Source organism: Citrobacter sp. 50677481, from assembly GCF_001463265.1.
GTDB classification, from domain to species: domain Bacteria; phylum Pseudomonadota; class Gammaproteobacteria; order Enterobacterales; family Enterobacteriaceae; genus Citrobacter_A; species Citrobacter_A sedlakii.
On the sequence record NZ_LNHZ01000048.1, the window covers coordinates 173,716 to 193,163 of the forward strand.

A 19,448-nucleotide genomic window follows, 5' to 3' on the forward strand; every position below is an offset into this window, starting at 1 on the left:
GCATGGGTAAGTAGTAAAACCGTGGGGAAATAAGGTCTGCCTCCCACAGATGCGGGAGGCGAAAGCTCAGGGGTGCAGCGAGAGAGTCGTGACGTCGCCTGCAGGAATGGCGGTATAGTACCAATATTCGTTATTGATCTGCGCAGACGCAAAGCCGCTTAACGGCAGGTCTCTCTCTTTTGCGTTCACCGAGATATGCAGCGTGCCGGTTACGGGACGAGAGCTGACCAGCATCACGTCGCCATCGCGATTGTAGTGCGCCACCACCCCTTCAGGTAACGACATCATTTTGCCGGATGCCAGTACGGAGTAATCGAAATGAACTTTTTTCTTTTCGACACTTCCGGCGCCGAAATAGCGGCCATAGATTTGCGGATCGTGGAAGAAACCGAAATGGCCGCCGCTGTTTTGCATTTTGAGGAAATGAAAGTCCGGGACAGTAAAGTCACGCTGGTGGCGGCTCAACTGTGTGTGGATGATATTCACCCGTACCTGATCCTGCTGGTAAACGCGGGTATAAGCCGCATACATCAGCGAGAACGACCAGACGAATACGCCTGCCATGAGTCCCGTGATGGCGTAAACGCCAATCCTGACGCCTTTACTGGTGTAAATAACCAACTCTTTAAGCAGAAAAGAGAGCGCTAACAGGAAAAACAGGAATGTCGACATCATTACCCGGTCCGGATAAGACGGGGAGGCCACCATAATAAAAGAGGTGCCCAGCCCGACCAGCAGCATCAACACAACCATGGCGAGATTGCCGCTTTTAACGCGCGGGCCGTTGCGTCTGGCGAAATACAGAATCGCCGCCAGCAGAACCAGCACGACGTAGGCGATCCAAACCAGCGCTAAATGGCTGAAGAAACGATCGCTCAGGTGAATGACGAGGCGCTCAATAATCGATTTCTCATACCAGACTTTATGCGCCCCCTGTGCGCGAATAAAATTACCCGGAGAAAAGATCAGAATAGCCGCGCCCGCCAGGGCAGATAAAAAATAGGCGACTTTGTTGCCGTACAGACGCTTGTCCTGCCAGAGATCGTAAATGATGGCCAGCAGCGCCAGGCCAACCACAAACGGCGCAACGCTCTCGTTAGAGCAGCCTGCCAGCACCCCCAGCAGTAGCATGACGACACGCGTGTTTTTTTCCCGCCGCATCTGGATGCGGTACAGGTTCCACAGCCAGGCGGCGACAAACAGATTGGTCCACAGATAATTGGCGCTGCCGACAACCCAGAATACGGTCTGTCCTATATTAGGATTGGCGACCCAGAACGTCAGAAAAATAAGGGTGAAGGTTACCGCGTCATATTTCTTCCACTTCAGCGTGCCGTCGGGCGTTTTGACAATCAAATAGCAGAATGCGACCACGGCGAGTCCTGTCATCATCGAGATAAAAATACGTGATTCCGAGGCCAGCAAAAGCGCGCTGGTGTAGTCAGCGACCAGGCGTCCGCTCCAGGTTAAATAGTGATGCAGATGGGCATCAAATGAGAGGCCAATTAAGGCGTAGCGATAATCATCAGAATGAATTGGGGTATACCATTCAAGGATGAAAACGGCAAAAAAAGCGACAAGAATGATGCTTTTATTCACATACTTAACCATCAGCTATCCTTTCCTGAATTCTGTTCCACAGTGTGTCGTTTTTTGAGCAAGTAACGAGGACGTTGCTTGGTCTCAATGTAAATCCGCCCTATGTATTCCCCCAGTACACCAATGCCAATCAACTGGACGCCGCCTAAAAACAGGATCGATACAATCAGCGAGGCATAGCCGCGAACCGGATTCCCCCACAGGAGAGTGTCAATAAGCATTCCCGCGCCGTAGGTGAATGAGATAAGCGCAACGGCGAGGCCAATATAGGTCCAGATACGCAGGGGGAACGTCGAGAATGAGGTGATTCCCTCCAGCGCGAGGTTCCAGAGCTTCCAGCCGTTGAATTTGCTTTTTCCGGCACAGCGATTCGCCCGGGCGTAAAGCACCACCTCCGTTTTGCCGCCTACCCAGGATAAAATGCCTTTCATAAACAGGTTACGTTCCGGCATCTGCTTGATGTTTTCCACCACTTCCCGACTCATCAGCCGGAAATCGCCAACGTTTTCTTCGATGTGCGGCGTGCTGATTTTATTGTGCAGCGCATAAAACCATGCGGCGGTTTTGCGCTTCAGTCGACCGTCCACCGAGCGGTCTGAACGTTTTGCCAGCACAATGTCCGCACCGTCCTGCCACTTACGGATGAGGTGCGGTATCACTTCTACCGGATCCTGAAGATCGACATCAATAGGGATCACCGCATCGCCCGTCGCGTTATCAAGTCCGGCGAACAGGGCGGGTTCCTTACCGAAATTTCTCGTTAACGACAACGCGACAACCAGCGGATCGGCAACCGCCAGCGCAGTAACGATCGACTCCGTTGCATCGGTACTGCCATCGTTGATAAAGACAATTTCGACGTCATACGCTTTTAGCGCGTCATATTCGCGCACCGTTTTGTAAAAGATGCCGATGGTCTCTTCTTCGTTGAAAACCGGAACGACCAGCGAGATTTTCATTGAACGTCCTTAAACACAATCAGTCTGGAATAGATAAACCCGCAGATGAGGCTAATTGCTGAGAAAGCGACCAGCGTAACGAGAGGGGGCAGGCCGCACCGTTCGGCCGCCCAGCCGGTCAGGAAACTCAGCAACCCCATAAAACCGACGTAAAGGAAATAGCGCCGTGCCGTAGTGGTTTGCCGGAAGGTAAACCTGGCGTTGGCATAAAAGGAGAAGCTCACCGCGAGGCTGAAGCCAAGAAAATTGGCCAGCGCCTGGTGGATATGAAAGGCGTAAACGCAGACCGCGAAAACCAGCCAGTGGATCAAGGTGTTGATCACGCCTACGGAGGTGTACTTAATAAAGTAATGCCACATTATCAAAGAAGTCGGTTATGCAAAGGCGGAAGTGTAACATTATTTTCTACCGCTGCCCGAGTCTGAAATGCCTTTGACCGGCAAAAGTGTGCTGACAAACCGCATTAATCTCCCCTGGCGTACATCTGCGGGTTTTGTCCTGCATCCTGCCTGCGGTTTGTCGAAAACATGATGGCGCGGGACCCGCCCTGAAGTCCTGCGGGAATTCTGCCGATAGCGTAAAGTTATATCCCGCCTGTTGGTTCCACGCGTTGTGTTTGTCGCGGAGCAGATCTTTTTATTGCGGAAGGCCAAGCGCATTCTCCAGGAATTTTCATTGCCTGTCGCAGGCCGGGCATGATTTTCAGAAAAAGACAGTGTGGACAGCGCATTTATAGTTCATTTCACAACAGGTGAATTGAAAAAAAGATTTTTGACCTGATGTCGGGGCGAATACAGGTGGGTTTGCCTTATTTTCTGTTCGGTTATTCGTTTTATAAATGCTTGCTATTCGAATTATTAAAGTTATGCATAAGGAATTATCTTAGATAATCCCTCCCGTCGTCTCTCATTTGCGAAGCAGCACTGCTGCTTTTTTTTTGCTGAAACTCATATTGTTATGAAAAAGCAAATCCTGACTCCCTGTAAATAATGATCTAAGTCAATAAATAACAAAAATTCAAGCATATCTCTGCTATTTAGCTGGTGGGCAGGGATTTCCCCTGTCTTTCATGTGAATTATCGGTCAAAATTTTGTAATGAAGGTGATTGAGTAGCGATCTCTGTTGTTTTTATTTGGAGGAAAATTCTTAAGTATAGTCTAAATATGGACTTAAGATCTGATTAATTGATCTGACATGGTGTTTTGTACTAACATGCTTTTGTAAAGAAATGCCGTTTCATTAACAATCATTCCTTAAGGAAAGGGACTACTATGGCTGATTCATTCCAGAATGAAGTGCCGAAGGCACGTATAAATCTCAGGCTGGCGCTGCATACAGGTGGCGCGCAGAAGAAAGTCGAACTGCCGCTGAAACTGCTCACCGTCGGTGATTTCAGTAATGGCAAAGAAACCCGCCCATTATCTGAAAGAGAAAAAATCAACGTCAATAAAAATAACTTCAACAGCGTACTTTCAGAATTTAACCCGGAAGTAAACCTCACCATCGAGAATACGCTGGCGGGAGATGGCTTTGAAGATAATGTGAAGCTGAGCTTTTCCGATATTAAAGATTTCGAACCGGAACAGGTTGCCCGTCAAATCCCCCAGCTTCGCGCCATGCTGGCAATGCGTAATTTATTACGCGACCTCAAGTCCAATCTTCTTGATAACGCCACTTTCAGAAAAGAACTCGAGAAAATTCTCAAAGACCCGGCGCTGTCTCAGGAATTACGCGACGAAATGAGTGCACTGGCCCCGAAATAACGGCGTGCGTCTTTTAATGGATTAACCGGGAATATGCTGATGTCTGTAAATACTGAAACCGCCTCTGCCCAGGGGCAGACCACCGTACTGGAAAAAGAAGGCGTTTACGCCTCCCTGTTTGAAAAAATCAACCTGACCCCGGCCTCCAGCCTGGGCGACATTAACGCGTTTATGGATGATGCCGCGCTCTCTGACGCGCCGGCGGGCGAGCGCCTGACGGCGGCGATGCAGGTGTTTATGGACTGTATCCGCAAATCCGGTCAGCAGGTGGAGAAACTCGACAAGACCTTAATCGACCACCATATCGCGGAGCTGGATTACCAAATCAGCCGCCAGCTGGACGCGGTGATGCACCATCAGGAATTCCAGAAAGTGGAATCCCTGTGGCGCGGTCTGAAGCAACTGGTGGACAACACCGACTACCGCCAGAACGTGAAAACCGAAATCCTGGACGTCTCCAAAGACGACCTGCGCCAGGACTTTGAGGACGCGCCGGAGCTTATTCAGAGCGGCCTCTACTGGCACACTTACACCGCCGAATACGACACCCCGGGCGGTGAGCCGATTGGCTCGGTCATTTCTGCTTACGAATTTGACGCCAGCCCGCAGGACGTGGCGCTGTTGCGTAATATCTCGAAAGTCTCCGCCGCCGCGCATATGCCGTTTATCGGCGCCGTCGGCCCGACATTCTTCCTGAAAGAGACGATGGAGGAGGTGGCGGCCATTAAGGATATCGGCAACTACTTCGACCGCGCCGAGTACATCAAGTGGAAATCGTTCCGCGACACCGACGACTCGCGCTATATCGGGCTGGTGATGCCGCGTGTGCTGGGCCGCCTGCCATACGGCCCGGACACTGTGCCGGTACGCAGTTTCAACTACGTGGAGCAGGTTAAAGGTCCGGATCACGAGAAATACCTGTGGACCAGCGCGTCATTTGCCTTCGCCTCCAACATGGTGAAAAGCTTCATTAACAACGGCTGGTGCGTGCAAATTCGCGGTCCGCAGGCGGGCGGGGCGGTGAAAGATCTGCCCATTCATCTGTATGACCTCGGCACCGGCAACCAGGTGAAAATCCCGTCGGAAGTGATGATCCCGGAAACCCGCGAGTTTGAGTTCGCGAATCTCGGCTTTATCCCGCTGTCGTACTACAAAAACCGCGACTACGCCTGCTTCTTCTCGGCGAACTCGGCGCAGAAACCGGCGCTGTATGACACCGCCGATGCGACGGCCAACAGCCGCATCAACGCGCGCCTGCCGTATATCTTCCTGCTGTCGCGCATTGCCCACTACCTGAAGCTGATTCAGCGTGAAAACATCGGTACGACGAAAGACCGCCGTCTGCTGGAGCTGGAACTCAACACCTGGGTTCGCGGCCTGGTCACTGAAATGACCGATCCGGGCGACGAGCTGCAGGCATCTCATCCGCTGCGCGATGCGAAGGTGGTGGTGGAAGATATCGAGGACAACCCGGGCTTCTTCCGCGTGAGGCTGTATGCGGTGCCGCACTTCCAGGTGGAAGGCATGGACGTGAACCTGTCTCTGGTTTCGCAGATGCCGAAAGCGAAAGCGTAAGGCGGGAGCAGGGATGAAAATTTATCGTCCGTTATGGAGTGACGGGGCGTTTCTGGCCCCGCAACAGTTCCAGCAGCAGGCCCGCTGGGATGCGCATGTTGCAGATACTGTCGCACGAATGGCGCTGGCGCATCCCTGGGGGGTGCTGAGTGCTGAGTTTGACGACAGCGCGCTCACACTTTCCCGGCTTAATGCCACCCGTCTGGCGGTGCGCTTTGCGGACGGGACGCTGATAGACACGGATCTGGCGGATAACCTGCCGCCGGTCTGCGATGTCTCCTCCGTGAGGCAGGAGAGTGTGGAGGTGCTGCTGTGCCTGCCCTTGCTCAGCGCGAACGGCGGTAACCTGGATGACGGGCGCGACAGTGCCCGGCCCCGCCGCTGGCTGTCTGAACGGGTGACGGTGCAGGAGCTTGCCGGCCATGAGCGCAGCGATCTGGCTGTACTGCGTCATTCGCTGACGCTGCGCCTGTCCACTCAGGAGAACAGCGCGTACCTGACCTGCCCGGTGGCGAGGCTTATCCGTAACGCACAGGGACAGTGGGTTCGCGATGCCGGTTTTATCCCGCCGCTGCTGTCGCTGGACGCCAGTCCAGTACTGACCGGCGAACTCAGGGAGCTTCTGCACCGCCTGTCGGCGCGGCGTAAGCGCCTGATGGCGATGCGACGCGAAAGCAATGAGCGGATGGCCGACTTTGCGGTGGCGGACGTATCGCTGTTCTGGCTGCTCAATGCCCTGAGCAGCGCCGGACCCGTGCTGGCGGAACTGCACCAGACACCGTCACGTCATCCCGAGCTGCTGTACCGTGAGCTGGCAAGGCTTGCCGGCAGCCTGCTGACGTTTTCCCTTGATCACGACGTCGACGATATTCCCGCTTACCGGCATGACATGCCGGAACAGGTTTTTCCGCCGCTGTTTAGCCTGCTGGACCAGCTTCTGGAGGCCAGCCTGCCGTCGCGGGTGATCGCCATTGCCCTGGAGCAGGGCGAGGACCGGGAGATCTGGCGTGGCAGGCTGCACGATGCGCGCCTGCGGGAAGGGGCGGATTTCTATCTCTCCGTGCGTTCCTCCATGCCAAATCATGAACTGCAGACCCGCTTCCCGCAGCTGTGTAAAGCCGGCAGTCATGATGATGTCTCTGAAGTGGTGAACATTGCCCTGAGCGGGATGGTGATTAAACCGCTGAGCCATGTCCCTGCGGCTATCCCGCTGCGTCTGGAAAACCAGTATTTTGCGCTGGATCTGTCCACTGATGCCGCCCGTGCGATGCTGGAGGCCGGCAACTGTACCTTCTATACGCCGCAGTCGCTGGGCGAAGTGAAACTTGAACTGTTTGCGGTGCTGCGCTCATGAACACGTCTGATACTGACCTGATAAATAAAATTTTCTATCCGGGCTGGCTGATGGTCAGCCAGTTACGCAGCGGCCAGGAAATCAGGGAGGGGGATGCCCTCTACCGCCGCGCCTGCCGCTGGGTGAGTGACGCCCGCGAATCGCTGACGCAGGCGGGGTACAGTGAAACGAGCTGTGAGCGGATGTTATATGCGTACTGTGCGCTGCTGGATGAGAGCGTACTTAACCGTGATAAACAGGATGACGGCTGGCGCAAATGGCGCAAGGACCCGCTCCAGGCGCGTTTTTTCAGCACACTGAATGCCGGTGAGGAGTTGTGGGAACGTATTCGTACCATTCTGCGCGAACCCGCGCCGGATGTGGCGGTACTGACCTGTCTTTACCGGACCCTGCAACTGGGTTTTGTCGGCCAGTATCGCGCGCAGGATGATGAACGGCGCGAGGATGTGGTGCGTGCGCTCAGCGAGCGGGTGCCACCGTTTACTCTGACGCAGGATTCGCCTGTGGTGGTCAGGGCACCCGGTCTGCGCAACGGACGCCGGATGTACTGGCTGGGCTGGGCGGCAGGTGTTGTGGTGCTGGCGGCGCTGTGGTTCACCTTCTCCTCTGTACTGGCGCAGATGGTATCGCAGATAGCAGGACGGGGATAAGGAATGCGTGAATTTCCCCGTGTGATGCTGACCGCGCTTGCCGCTGTGCTGGCGCTGTGGCTGGTGCTGGGGTACTGGCCGCTTTCCGGTGGAAGCCGGTTTGCGCTCTGCCTGTGCATTTCACTGATTTGCGGTGCGGTGCTGTGGAGGCAATGGCGACGGTTTCAGTGCGGCAGGAAAGTCAGTGAACAGCCTGACGAAAGCTGTCTGCCGCCGGAAGGGTTTCAGGGCGCGGTGGTGCTGGTCTGTGGCGACACCGAATCCCTGTTTCCTGCGGGGGCGGCATATCGTGAAACGGGTTCGGGATGGTATCTGCGGGCGGAGAATGCTGAGCAGTTGCCGTTACAGGCGCAACTGCTGGCAAACGCCCGACCGGCGCTGGTGCCGCAGGTTTCTGTACTACTGGCGGTAATGCCGGAACAGCATCATTCTGCGGAGGTGCTGGCTCAGTCTCTGCGCGGTTGGCGCTGGAGTATTGCGCAGTGCCGGACCTGGCTAAACGGCCTGCCTCCGGTCTGGTGCGCGGTGTGGGTAACGCCGCCGGACAGTGAACGCCAGGAAGAGGTCCGCTGGTTTACTGTCACGCCTGACCTGCCGGGTATCCGGGTCTGCCAGAGCCGTCATGTCGCGCTGCCGGTTGATGACTGGCAGCGGGAGGCCGGAAGCAACGCCTCGCGCCTCTGTCATGCGCTCTGGCTGGACAGCGTACTGGCTCTGACGGAGCGGCAGATTACCGGGCCGTTGAATACCCGGCAGGGAGAACTGGCCGCCCTGAAACTCTGCGCCTGCGGCATCTGCCTGGCGCCGGTTATGGGCGTGGCGGATAATCTCTGGCAGCAGCAGGTCGCTGCTGTTACCACGCTTTCTCCGGCGAGCCCGCAAGCGCCGGAGATGCCACCCCTTCCGGATGTTCTGCTTGCGCACTTGCCGCGCCGCCAGGGCATCAGCCGCCGGATGCAGGATATCCGCCTGGCGGGCGGCGTCTGTTTTCTGTTCCTTGCGCTGGCGATGCTGGCGTCCTTTATCAATAACCAGCGCCTGGTCCGCAGCGTCGGCGACCACCTTGCGGTCTATCACCGTCTCAGTGGCACGCCGCCGGCGCCGAAGCAGCAGGCGCAGCAGCGTCTGCGTGCCGACAGCCGAAGGCTTGATGACTGGCAGCGACGCGGCGAACCGCTGCGCTACGGTCTCGGGTTGTACCAGGGGATGCGGCTGATACCGCCCGTGGAAGCGGCCATTAATAGCTGGACGCCGCCGCCTCCGCCTCCTCCGGTAATAAAGAAAATCGTGCAGGGGCCGCAGACGGTGCGCCTCGACAGCATGTCGCTGTTCGACACCGGCAAATGGGCGCTGAAGCCCGGCTCGACAAAGCTGCTGGTGAACTCGCTGGTGGGGATTAAGGCGAAGCCCGGCTGGCTGATTGTGGTGGCGGGCCATACCGACAGCACGGGGGATGACAAATCCAACCAGGCGCTGTCGCTTAAGCGTGCGGAATCAGTGCGCGACTGGATGCGCGACACCGGCGACGTGCCGGAGAGCTGTTTTGCGGTGCAGGGCTACGGCGAAAGCCGTCCTGTCGCCACCAACGACACGGCGGAAGGCCGGGCGCTGAACCGTCGTGTCGAAATCAGTCTGGTGCCGCAGGCGAACGCCTGTCAGGCGCCGGGCACCCCCCCCCGCGCCATCGCAGGATGATGGTGCGTCAATAAATGAAATGGAGTAATTAACATGGCAATTCCGGTTTATCTGTGGCTGAAAGACGATGGCGGCGCGGACATTAAAGGTTCCGTGGACGTGAAGGACCGCGAGGGTAGCATCGAAGTTGTTGCGCAGGAGCATAACCTGTACATCCCGACCGACAACAACACCGGCAAGCTGACCGGCACGCGTATCCACACGCCGTTCCTGTTCACCAAGGAAATCGACTCTTCCAGCCCGTACCTGTACAAGGCGGTGACCACCGGCCAGACCCTGAAGTCTGCTGAATTTAAGTGGTACAAAATCAACGACGCCGGCCAGGAAGTGGAGTACTTCAACACGAAGCTTGAAAACGTGAAGCTGGTGAAGGTCAATCCGAAGATGCACGACATCAAGGACCCGGCTTTCGAGAAGCATAACCACCTTGAGCAGATTGAGCTGCGCTACGAAAAAATCACCTGGACCTACAAGGACGGCAACATCATTCATTCCGACTCCTGGAACGAACGTACCACCGCGTAAATCCTGTGCGGGCAGTTATGCTGTCCGCCGTTTTTGCTGAGCGCCTGAGAACGGGCGTTGAGCAAAAAAACAATCTGCCTGCCTGACCTGATGCGCTTTGGGTTCCTGAACCACAGGAAAAGCGACGGGCGGTAGCGTGCCCGGAAGCCAACAAGAGAGAGAAAAATGGAAAATCCCGCCATCCTGTTACGCCGTCTGAATCCTTACTGCGCCCGCGCGATGGAAGGCGCCGCCTCCCTGTGCCAGACCCGGGCCCATGCGGAAATTCTGCCCGAGCACTGGCTGCTGAAACTGCTGGAGCAGGGCGAGGGCGACCTGACGGTGCTGGCGCGGCGCTACGAATGGGATATGGACGCCATCTGGCAGGATTTACTGGCATTTCTCGACACGCTGCCCCGCTCGGTGCGCAGCCGCCCGCAGTTATCGGACAGCATTCAGACCCTGATGCAGGACGCCTGGCTGCGCGCCTCACTGGCGGGGGAAGTGCATATCCGCAGTATTCACCTGCTGATGGCTATGGTGGAGAAACCAACGCTGGTGCGCTGCGACGGCCTGTGGCCGCTGTTAACGCTGGCGCAGAGCCAGCTTGAGCGTCTGCGTCCGCTGCTTGATGCGCAGTCGGACGAGCGCCCGGAGGTGCAGCAGGACGAGGAACTGACGCACGGCGGGGAGGTGGCGTTCGTCGGCCGTCCGGTGAATGCGGAGGTTAAAGAAGGCGAACTGAACCCGGCGTTACAGAACGCGCTGGACAAATTCACCCTTGACGTCACTGCCCGTGCCCGGGAGGGTAACATCGACCCGGTGTTTGGCCGCGACAACGAAATCCGCCAGATGGTGGATATTCTTTCAAGACGCCGCAAGAACAACCCGATACTGGTGGGTGAGCCGGGTGTCGGCAAAACCGCGCTGGTCGAGGGACTGGCGCTGCGAATCGCCGAAGGCAACGTCCCGGACGCGCTGAAATCGGTCTCTGTTCGCACTCTTGACCTTGGCCTGCTGCAGGCGGGCGCGGGCGTTAAGGGCGAATTCGAGCAGCGGCTGAAAAACATCATCGACGCGGTGCAGCAGTCGCCACTGCCGGTGCTGCTGTTTATCGATGAGGCGCATACCATTATCGGCGCGGGCAATCAGGCGGGCGGCGCGGATGCGGCAAACCTGCTGAAACCGGCGCTGGCGCGTGGCGAACTCAGAACCATCGCCGCCACCACCTGGAGCGAGTACAAACAGTACTTCGAGCGCGACGCCGCGCTGGAGCGCCGCTTCCAGATGGTCAAAGTGGATGAGCCGGACGACGACACCGCCTGCCTGATGCTGCGCGGACTCAAATCCCGCTACGCACAGCACCACGGGGTGCACATTACCGATGAAGCGGTGAAAGCCGCCGTCACGCTTTCACGACGCTATCTCACCGGCCGCCAGTTGCCGGATAAAGCCGTGGACCTGCTGGATACCGCCTCCGCCCGTGTCCGTATGAGCCTCGACACCGTGCCGGAGCCGCTGACCCGGCTGAAGGCGCAGATGACGGCCCTTGAAATGGAAAAGCAGGCGCTGCTGGAAGATATCGCGGTCGGCAGTCAGACGCACGGCGAACGTCTGGCCGTTATTGAACAGGACGAAATCCGCATCATCCTGGAACTCGACGCGCTGGAAACCCAGTACGGCCAGGAGCTGAAACTGACGGAAGAACTGCTGGCCTGCCGCAGCGATATCTCCCGCCAGGCGGAAATTGCTGATTTGCAAAACCAGCTTACCGCCGTGCAGCGGACTAACCCGCTGCTGGGGCTGGACGTGGACACTCGCACCGTCGCCACGGTAATTGCCGACTGGACCGGTGTGCCGCTCTCCTCATTAATGAAGGATGAGCAGACGGAATTACTGAGTCTTGAGCACAACCTGTCAAAACGCGTTGTTGGTCAGGACGCGGCGCTGAACGCCATTGCACAGCGCCTACGGGCCTCCAAAACCGGCCTGACGCCGGAGAACGGCCCGCAGGGCGTGTTTTTACTGGTGGGGCCGAGCGGCACCGGCAAGACCGAAACCGCGCTCACACTGGCGGACGCGCTGTTCGGCGGGGAAAAATCGCTTATCACCATCAACCTCTCCGAGTACCAGGAGCCGCACACCGTTTCCCAGCTCAAAGGCTCCCCGCCGGGCTACGTCGGCTACGGCCAGGGCGGCATCCTCACTGAAGCCGTCAGAAAGCGCCCGTACAGCGTGGTGCTGCTCGACGAAGTGGAGAAGGCGCACCGGGACGTGATGAACCTGTTCTACCAGGTGTTTGACCGTGGCTTTATGCGGGACGGGGAAGGGCGTGAAATTGATTTCCGCAATACCGTGATTCTGATGACCTCAAATCTCGGCAGCGACCCCATCATGCAGATGCTGGAGGAACAGCCGGACGCCACAGAGTCTGACCTGCATGAACTGCTGCGCCCGCTGCTGCGCGACCACTTCCAGCCCGCGTTGCTGGCGCGCTTCCAGACGGTGATTTATCGCCCGCTCACACAGACGGCGATGCGCACGATTGTGGAAATGAAGCTGAATCAGGTGAGTAAACGTCTCAACCGTCACTACGGAATGAAAACCACCATCGATGAATCCCTGTACGACGCGCTGACGGCCGCCTGCCTGCTGCCGGATACCGGGGCGCGCAATGTGGACAGCCTGCTGAACCAGCAGATCCTGCCGGTTCTGAGTCAGCAGTTGCTTACGCATATGGCTGCAAAGCAAAAACCATCTTCCCTGACTCTGGGATGGAGCGAGGACCAGGGTATTGTGATGGAGTTTGCCTAACAGGCTTATCTAAAGGGTAACAATTATGGACAGCGCAAAAGAGATTGCCAGAGATATGCTTGAAGCCATTAATATCGATGGTTCTGGTTTTTGGGGCGCAACAGGAAAAGGTTTTATTTCATTTCCAGTCAGCCTTGCCTATCTGGGGTATGATTTCATTGATGCTGAGCATCGCAGGGATAATCTGGATGATAAGTTCAGGCTGGCGCGATTAGTTAAAAAGGGCGTATTTAATCATCAGATTATTGAGCAAATCATTAAGACCTCTCTCGAAGATTTTATTTCACGCATTCACGCCGAAAAAATATCTTCTATCGTGAAAAATGTTTCCGGTTCGTTCATGGGAAAAATGGCGTTTACTGAACTAACGGGTGTGAAGTTGGGCGAAGCAATCGCATCCAGAGGTGTATCAGCCTTTTTTGCCGGAAGTCTGGCTGGTTTATTGTTATCTGTTGGTGCTGAAACATCCAGAGCAATTTATACATCAAGAGACCTCGAAGACAGAAACCCTGTTTTGCACAATAAACTCCAGCGTCTTGGTGACCTGGATCTTCTTTATTTTATTGTTGAAGATATCGTTAAGCCTTTTGAAACCGCTTGTGAGGTAGGAGACAGAAATCCTGCCGAGTTTGATAAGATATGCGAATATTTTTTTGGAGGCTTATGAATGTCAGGGTTATTTTGTTGGTAATCCTTTCCCGATTAATTCGCGGGGTGGGGATGGGGCTGGGTGTTTCTGGTATCGCATTTACTATTTGGTTTTTTTTCTTATCTTCAAGCGAATCCAGATATATCTGGGGCATGTTTTCGATAGCAGAGTTTTTTGCAGGTTATCTTATATATCGCTTTGCTTATACATACGTTTATGATGAATAACCTTACGGTTTCATCATCCCCCAGGAAATCAAACAGGAAAGTATTTGTAACGTTCCACCAACAGGCATAGAGATAACGTGGCTATACGGTGGAGTAGCTAAATAAAATAATTTAAACCTTATATCGTTGTCTTTCTTTCCATCACTGGTCATTCAGGATGCTGAAATATTACACGGAGTAAAGATCGTGAGCCTGACAGATACACTGAGCAGTTTAATCCAAACCCCGCTAAACCGTTACCAACTGGATATTCCGTCGTGTGCGGCAAATATTGACGTGGAAGATTTCAGCGGCTCAGAGGCGATGAGTGCACTGTACAGGTACACCATCAACTTCACCAGCGCAGATAAGAACATTGATGCCCGCCAGATGCTGAGTAAGCCGGCAACCCTGATCATGGGGGCGGGCAACCAGCTCTCCCTGACAGAGAGAAAAGTGGTTCATGGGGTGGTGACCCATTTCCAACGTACCGGCGGCTCCGCGGATGAAGCGCAGTACTGCATCATACTGGAGCCGTTTCTGGCACTGCTGGGCAATCAGTTCCGTACTCACCGCTTTTTCGTCAATAAGTCGGTGCCGGAAGTTGTTGCAGAGGTACTTCAGGAGCATGGCCTGAAAGGCTGGGAGTATGAGTTTACCCTTAAAGCCGACTATCCAAAGCGTGAGCAGATTAACCAGTATCAGGAAAATGACCTCGCTTTTATTGAACGCCTGCTGGCCGAAGTGGGGATTTTTTACTTCTTCACTCTGCAACCGGACACCCTGACTGAAGTGGTGCATTTTGCGGACAAGCAAAGCGCCTGGACGTTCGGTAAAACACTGCCGCTGAACAGCCCGTCAGGGGCGAATGACAACGGAGCTGGTTCGGTGTGGGGCGTGCATGTCTGGCACAACGTGGTAGAGCATTCGGTTACGGCCAGTGACTACAACCACCGTGAAGCCCAGAACGTCCTGATGTCCGTACCGGCTGACATGACCCGGGGTGACGGTGATGGCATCACTTATGGTGATGTGTACCATTACCGCCCGCGCCATCTTGAGCGTGGCGACAAAATTAACCCAACAGCCGAAACCGGTAACTTCTGGGCGCGTCTGGAGCATGAACGCTTCCTGTCTGCCCAAACCACGGTGACCGGCAGCAGCACCGACCACACCCTCGGCCCGGCGCAGGTACTGACTATTACCGAAACAGCTATGCCGCCAACACTGCCCCGTGAAACGGAGAACGGTGTTGTTATTATCCGTACTGGCTATTACGCCAGCCGTAAGAATGCCCTGAAAGTGGCATGGGTAGCGATGCCGTACTACGAGAACCGATGCTGGCGTCCTGCCGCTAAAAAGCGTCCGGTGGTCAGCGGCACGCTGATGGCGCGCGTGACCAGCGCCAAAGAGAACGATATCTACGCCTGGCAGGATGCATCGGGCATGTACCGGGTGAAATTCGATGCCGACCGCGACGACAAACGCCAGGGCATGGAAAGTATGCCGGTGCGCTTCGCTAAACCCTACGGCGGCGATAAATACGGCTTCCATTTCCCACTGATACAGGGTACGGAAGTCGCCATCGCGTTCCATGAAGGCGACCCGGATCGTCCTTATATTGCCCATGCCCTGCATGATTCCCGCCACGCTGACCATGTCACAGAAGCCAACAGCACGCGCAATGTTATCCGCACAGCTGGCCTGAACAAGCTGCGGATGGAAGATAAGCGGGGTGAAGAGCATGTTAAGCTCAGTACGGAGTACGGGGGTAAGACGCAGCTTAATCTGGGTCACAACGTGGATGCTGACAGGGTACTGCGGGGTGAAGGTGCGGAGTTACGTACTGATAAATGGGTTGCCGTTCGCGGTGGGGCTGGTGTATTTATCACTGCAGATAAACAGCCACAGGCTGGCGATAAGATGCTGGAGATGCAGGACACCCTGGATCGGTTAAAACAATCCGGCGACCTGATGGATTCTCTTTCCAGGGATGCTCAAACGGCCAGCGCAGATCCGGCCCAAGTGGATGCGCAGCTTGCGTTTATGCGAGAACAAATCGAAGAGCTTAAACAGGCCGTTGCTGTGCTTAGCGCACCGGACGGTATTGCCATGACCAGTGGTAAACATTTGCAACTCACGGCGCGTCAAAATTTGATGCTTAGTGCGGGTGCAGATGCTGATATGGGCATAATGAAGCGCCTGTTTATTGGTGTTGGTGAAGGGCTGAGTCTGTTTGTTCGCAAACTCGGTATGAAGCTGATAGCAAACCAGGGGCCGGTCACCATCCAGGCACAAAATGATCAAATGCAGCTATTAGCCCGTAAGGGACTGGAGATCGTCAGCACAGAAGATGAAATCCATATTGTGGCGAAAAAGAAAATCATTCTGAATGCCGGAGGGTCTTATATCACCCTTGCCCCCTGCAAGATAGAGCTTGGAACAACCGGTGACGTTGAAATCAAATCTGCTGATTTTGACTATGCTGGTCCTGCGAAAATGGATGCCAGCCATCCGGAATATCCTGTACTTCAAGGGGATATCAAACAATCGCTGCATTTCAGTGTACCGCAGGCACCGAATGCCGAAGGTAGCGGTTGGGCGGGAATGCCCTACATACTATACGCCGATGGGACTCCTGTGAAACAGGGCGTGCTGGATAAGAACGGTCGGGTGGCAATAGATCATCAGGTAGTCACACAGCAATACCAACTGGAGATGGCAAATGGTGTTCGTTATCAGGTTCCGATAGTTGAAGCTTACAGCAACCCTGAACAGGGGAAACTCGCCAATCGCGGTTTTCACAATCATTCCTCACAGGTGGATGGCGATATAAATCCTCCCGCCTCACACACAGAACACCGCAATTTGTATGCTGAACTGCTTGATGGCCCCAGTGATAAGGAAGAGAGTTAATGAGCCAGCCCGATATTGTTACCCCCATTTTAATGGTCGACACTAGTCAGTGCGTTATGACGGCCCCGTGGTTTGTGGCGGACACTGAATTCCCACCCACTCAGGCGACATACAAACCACTGGTCAATGGGGAAGAGGCCTTTGCGGCTGTTTATGAAGCCATTGCGAATGCCACAACGTCAGTGGACATTATCTGCTGGGGATTTCAGCCCTCCATGTATTTTGTGCGTGATGGTAAATCTCCCTGTATTGGTGAGCTGCTGGTGAAAATTGCCCGCGAGAAAGGCGTTCAGGTGCGGGTTCTGGGGTGGGAAATGCCCTTCAATAGTGCCGGTTTTGCGGATGAAGCCAACCTGCCGGGAAAAGGCGCAATCAGAATCAAAGACCGTGCGGGGCAGTCAGCTTCAGAAAAACAGTATCATTATGATAAGGCGTGGTTTACCGAACATTCCTGGACTGGAGAATGGGCGGATTTAGCACTGGAAGTCATTCCTGTCGTCCAGGCGTTGAGCCGCAATGCCCGGCTTCATTCACGTGGCCCGTTATTTGTTGGGCGTGGATTTGATGCAGAGGAACGGGCAGAAATAGCCTATCGCCTGTCACGGCAAAGCAAGGACAAGGATATCAGTAAGATGTCCGTGAGTGTGATGACAGGGACGGCCACTCATCACCAGAAAACGGTGCTGGTGGACTATGAAATACCGGCGCTGGCGGTGGGATTTGTCATGGGGCATAACATGCTGGATGAGTACTGGGATACGGATGCGCACAGCGCTAAAAATCGCGGTGTCAGCAAAGTTGCCCCCAATGCTGGTGCCAGGGGAAACCGTCCGCGACAGGACATTTCCAGCCTGGTGACCGGGCCAATTCTGGAGCATCTGCATGAAAACTTTGCCACGGCCTGGCGTAAAGAAACAGGCCAGGATTTGCTGGCAATGCGTAATGCAAAAGGGGTGGCAAAGCAGCTGAAAATCCGCCCGGAACTGGGGACGCCACTGATGGCGCAGTTGCTCCGCACTCAGGCACAGGAAGGAAAGCGCGATATCGAGACGCTGTACCTGCAGAGTACCAATAACGCCACCCAGTTTATCTATATTGAAAACCAGTATTTCCGTTGGCCACCGCTGGCGGAGGCCATCAAAAATGCGGCGGCCCTGCAGGTCAGTAAAGGCCGCGACCCGGGTGTTCATGGATCGCTGCATCTGTTTGTGGTGACGAACGTGACGGACGAAGGAATAGGGGCCGGGACGGTGAACACCCAGCGAATGCTCGACAGCCTCGGGCGTGCCGATACCATTCCGGAATTAACAAGGCTGCGTAAAATTGAAAAAGCACGGGAAGCAGGACCGGGTATTGGGTTTTTCGATAATGAAAAAGAAGTGCGCCAGAAGATGGAGGCGTTTGAAAAAAAGATTCAGGGAATTAAAGAGAGCGTTATTCTTCCTGAACCCCGGCCTGGCCTGAAGGTCCATATCTGCTCGCTGGTGGCGAAAGATTCCCCGCCTCAGGAGTGGATGCCGGTGTACATCCATTCCAAGTTGATGATTATTAACGACATCTTTACTACTCATGGTTCCGCTAATATCAATACCCGCAGTATGCAGGTGGACAGTGAAATGAATATCGCTCATGAATGGAGTTATGTGACAAAGGCCCTGCGACGGCGGCTGTGGAATATGCATACTGCTGGGCAGGGTGTGCAGGATGACCCGGAGAAGGCGTTTAAAGCTTGGGATTATTTGCTTAACAAAAATGAAAAGCTTAAAAATTCTGAGAAGAATGCGCCTTTAGCACCATTGATAAAATTTAACTACGATAAATCCACCCTCAAGGACTGGGACTGATGCGTAAATTATTACTTCTGGCCTGCCTTGCACTGGCAGCCTGCGATGGGGGAACGTCCCCGACCTCTGTAAAAAAGGAAACTGACGTGGACCCGTTATCAACTATCAATACCCGGCTGGCGTTTACCTGCAAACATGAAAATATTCCGCAGCCTTCTGTGGACAGTGAGATTTTATTTAAGTACGCGCGCTGGCTGCAGAAGAATAACCAGTTAAAGGAAGACGTAAAAATCGATGCAGAAATTGAACGACTTTACCGTATAGCGGCAGAAAACGGGCACTACAGGGCCAATATTAATCTGCAGAATGGTGCGATTCGGGGGCATTTTCATCTCAGCGGCGCTGAGCGTCTGCGGATGAGCCAGGCGCTAATCGATGCCGGTGTGGCTTCAGGTTATTACTTTGTCGCGGTTTATCTGCAGCACGGTGCGGCGGGATTGCAGCAGGATGACGAGATGGCGCTGCGTTACTACCGCAAGGCCGCAGATGAGGGAAATGCGCAGGCTCAGGCTTATGTTGGTGACAAACTGGCTCCGGCCAAAATGGCACCGGATATTGCCCGTCAGATGCTGCGTTGTGCTGCTGAGCAAGGAAATAATAATGCGGCTAAATCCTTAGGTAATACTTTGGCAGTAGAAAAGAAATATCATGAAGCTGTCGAATTATTTCAATTGGGCGTTGCCACTGGTGATGAAATGTCGGCTTTTGCACTGGAAAAAGGTTTTGGAGGTCCATTGCCAGGAGATACTCTTTATTATCTGGATCTAGAAAAAGATCCTGAGCGAGCGAGTCGGTACGAAAGAATTGGTGAGATATTAGGTAAATATTCTTACGCTCACCCGGTCGTCCCGGAAATTAATGACATCGTACCGCTGCCACCGGCACCGCTGCCAGCCTGGGACGGTAAACTAAAATGGCT

Annotated in this window: 14 protein-coding genes; 11 read left to right on the top strand and 3 right to left on the bottom strand. The window is 54.7% G+C overall.

Going from position 1 to position 19,448, the window contains the following annotated elements:
• Positions 1-66 precede the first annotated feature (66 nt).
• From APU02_RS12330 to APU02_RS12340, 3 genes are read right to left on the bottom strand one after another with little or no spacing between them, the layout of a single operon-like run.
• Positions 67-1,611, bottom strand: coding sequence for a DUF6056 family protein (locus APU02_RS12330; protein ID WP_060570148.1), 1,545 nt, complete (start codon positions 1,609-1,611; stop codon positions 67-69).
• Entirely contained in the window at positions 1,611-2,558 is a 948-nt protein-coding gene (locus tag APU02_RS12335; protein ID WP_042290502.1) for a glycosyltransferase family 2 protein, read from the bottom strand. The genes APU02_RS12330 and APU02_RS12335 overlap by 1 nt, the downstream gene beginning before the upstream one ends.
• The gene (locus APU02_RS12340; protein WP_060570149.1) at positions 2,555-2,917 is read right to left on the bottom strand and encodes a GtrA family protein; all 363 of its coding nucleotides are present in this window, start codon (positions 2,915-2,917) and stop codon (positions 2,555-2,557) included. The genes APU02_RS12335 and APU02_RS12340 overlap by 4 nt, the downstream gene beginning before the upstream one ends.
• A 913-nt stretch (positions 2,918-3,830) precedes the next feature.
• Here APU02_RS12340 and tssB point away from each other — a divergent pair.
• The 11 genes from tssB to APU02_RS12395 all read left to right on the top strand — a co-directional run.
• Positions 3,831-4,322, top strand: coding sequence for a type VI secretion system contractile sheath small subunit (tssB, locus tag APU02_RS12345; RefSeq protein WP_060570150.1), 492 nt, complete (start codon positions 3,831-3,833; stop codon positions 4,320-4,322).
• Positions 4,323-4,361: 39 nt separating this feature from the next.
• The gene (tssC, locus tag APU02_RS12350) at positions 4,362-5,897 is read left to right on the top strand and encodes a type VI secretion system contractile sheath large subunit (protein WP_042290941.1); all 1,536 of its coding nucleotides are present in this window, start codon (positions 4,362-4,364) and stop codon (positions 5,895-5,897) included.
• A 13-nt stretch (positions 5,898-5,910) separates the two neighbouring features.
• On the top strand, positions 5,911-7,251 hold the full coding sequence (tssK, locus tag APU02_RS12355) for a type VI secretion system baseplate subunit TssK (RefSeq protein WP_060570151.1): 1,341 nt from the start codon (positions 5,911-5,913) through the stop codon (positions 7,249-7,251).
• Complete coding sequence (gene tssL, locus APU02_RS12360) at positions 7,248-7,901, top strand: type VI secretion system protein TssL, short form (RefSeq protein WP_060570152.1); 654 nt, start codon at positions 7,248-7,250, stop codon at positions 7,899-7,901. Before tssK ends, tssL begins: the two co-directional genes overlap by 4 nt.
• Before the next feature lie 3 nt (positions 7,902-7,904).
• Positions 7,905-9,596, top strand: coding sequence for an OmpA family protein (locus tag APU02_RS12365; protein ID WP_060570153.1), 1,692 nt, complete (start codon positions 7,905-7,907; stop codon positions 9,594-9,596).
• Positions 9,597-9,629: 33 nt separating this feature from the next.
• Positions 9,630-10,121, top strand: a complete 492-nt coding sequence (hcp, locus tag APU02_RS12370) for a type VI secretion system effector Hcp (protein ID WP_029883904.1) — start codon at positions 9,630-9,632, stop codon at positions 10,119-10,121.
• Positions 10,122-10,286: 165 nt separating this feature from the next.
• On the top strand, positions 10,287-12,914 hold the full coding sequence (gene tssH, locus APU02_RS12375) for a type VI secretion system ATPase TssH (RefSeq protein WP_060570154.1): 2,628 nt from the start codon (positions 10,287-10,289) through the stop codon (positions 12,912-12,914).
• 25 nt (positions 12,915-12,939) lie between these two features.
• Positions 12,940-13,581 carry a hypothetical protein gene (locus tag APU02_RS12380; protein ID WP_060570155.1) on the top strand — a complete coding sequence of 214 codons (642 nt, stop codon included), beginning with the start codon at positions 12,940-12,942 and terminating at the stop codon, positions 13,579-13,581.
• A gap of 395 nt (positions 13,582-13,976) precedes the next feature.
• Entirely contained in the window at positions 13,977-16,685 is a 2,709-nt protein-coding gene (gene vgrG, locus APU02_RS12385; RefSeq protein ID WP_060570156.1) for a type VI secretion system tip protein VgrG, read from the top strand.
• Positions 16,685-18,529: a hypothetical protein gene (locus APU02_RS12390; protein ID WP_060570157.1), complete on the top strand. Its 1,845-nt coding sequence runs from the start codon at positions 16,685-16,687 to the stop codon at positions 18,527-18,529. Before vgrG ends, APU02_RS12390 begins: the two co-directional genes overlap by 1 nt.
• Positions 18,529-19,448 (top strand): DUF6396 domain-containing protein (locus APU02_RS12395; protein WP_060570158.1); only part of this gene is annotated, 920 nt, incomplete at its 3' end. The genes APU02_RS12390 and APU02_RS12395, both read left to right, overlap by 1 nt.

Excerpts from the sequence above, each read along its gene's own strand:
- APU02_RS12330 (WP_060570148.1), bottom strand. The coding sequence starts at position 1,611 with ATGGTTAAGTATGTGAATAAAAGCATCATTCTTGTCGCTTTTTTTGCC.
- APU02_RS12335 (WP_042290502.1), bottom strand. The coding sequence starts at position 2,558 with ATGAAAATCTCGCTGGTCGTTCCGGTTTTCAACGAAGAAGAGACCATC.
- APU02_RS12340 (WP_060570149.1), bottom strand. The coding sequence starts at position 2,917 with ATGTGGCATTACTTTATTAAGTACACCTCCGTAGGCGTGATCAACACC.
- tssB (WP_060570150.1), top strand. The coding sequence starts at position 3,831 with ATGGCTGATTCATTCCAGAATGAAGTGCCGAAGGCACGTATAAATCTC.
- tssC (WP_042290941.1), top strand. The coding sequence starts at position 4,362 with ATGTCTGTAAATACTGAAACCGCCTCTGCCCAGGGGCAGACCACCGTA.
- tssK (WP_060570151.1), top strand. The coding sequence starts at position 5,911 with ATGAAAATTTATCGTCCGTTATGGAGTGACGGGGCGTTTCTGGCCCCG.
- tssL (WP_060570152.1), top strand. The coding sequence starts at position 7,248 with ATGAACACGTCTGATACTGACCTGATAAATAAAATTTTCTATCCGGGC.
- APU02_RS12365 (WP_060570153.1), top strand. The coding sequence starts at position 7,905 with ATGCGTGAATTTCCCCGTGTGATGCTGACCGCGCTTGCCGCTGTGCTG.
- hcp (WP_029883904.1), top strand. The coding sequence starts at position 9,630 with ATGGCAATTCCGGTTTATCTGTGGCTGAAAGACGATGGCGGCGCGGAC.
- tssH (WP_060570154.1), top strand. The coding sequence starts at position 10,287 with ATGGAAAATCCCGCCATCCTGTTACGCCGTCTGAATCCTTACTGCGCC.
- APU02_RS12380 (WP_060570155.1), top strand. The coding sequence starts at position 12,940 with ATGGACAGCGCAAAAGAGATTGCCAGAGATATGCTTGAAGCCATTAAT.
- APU02_RS12390 (WP_060570157.1), top strand. The coding sequence starts at position 16,685 with ATGAGCCAGCCCGATATTGTTACCCCCATTTTAATGGTCGACACTAGT.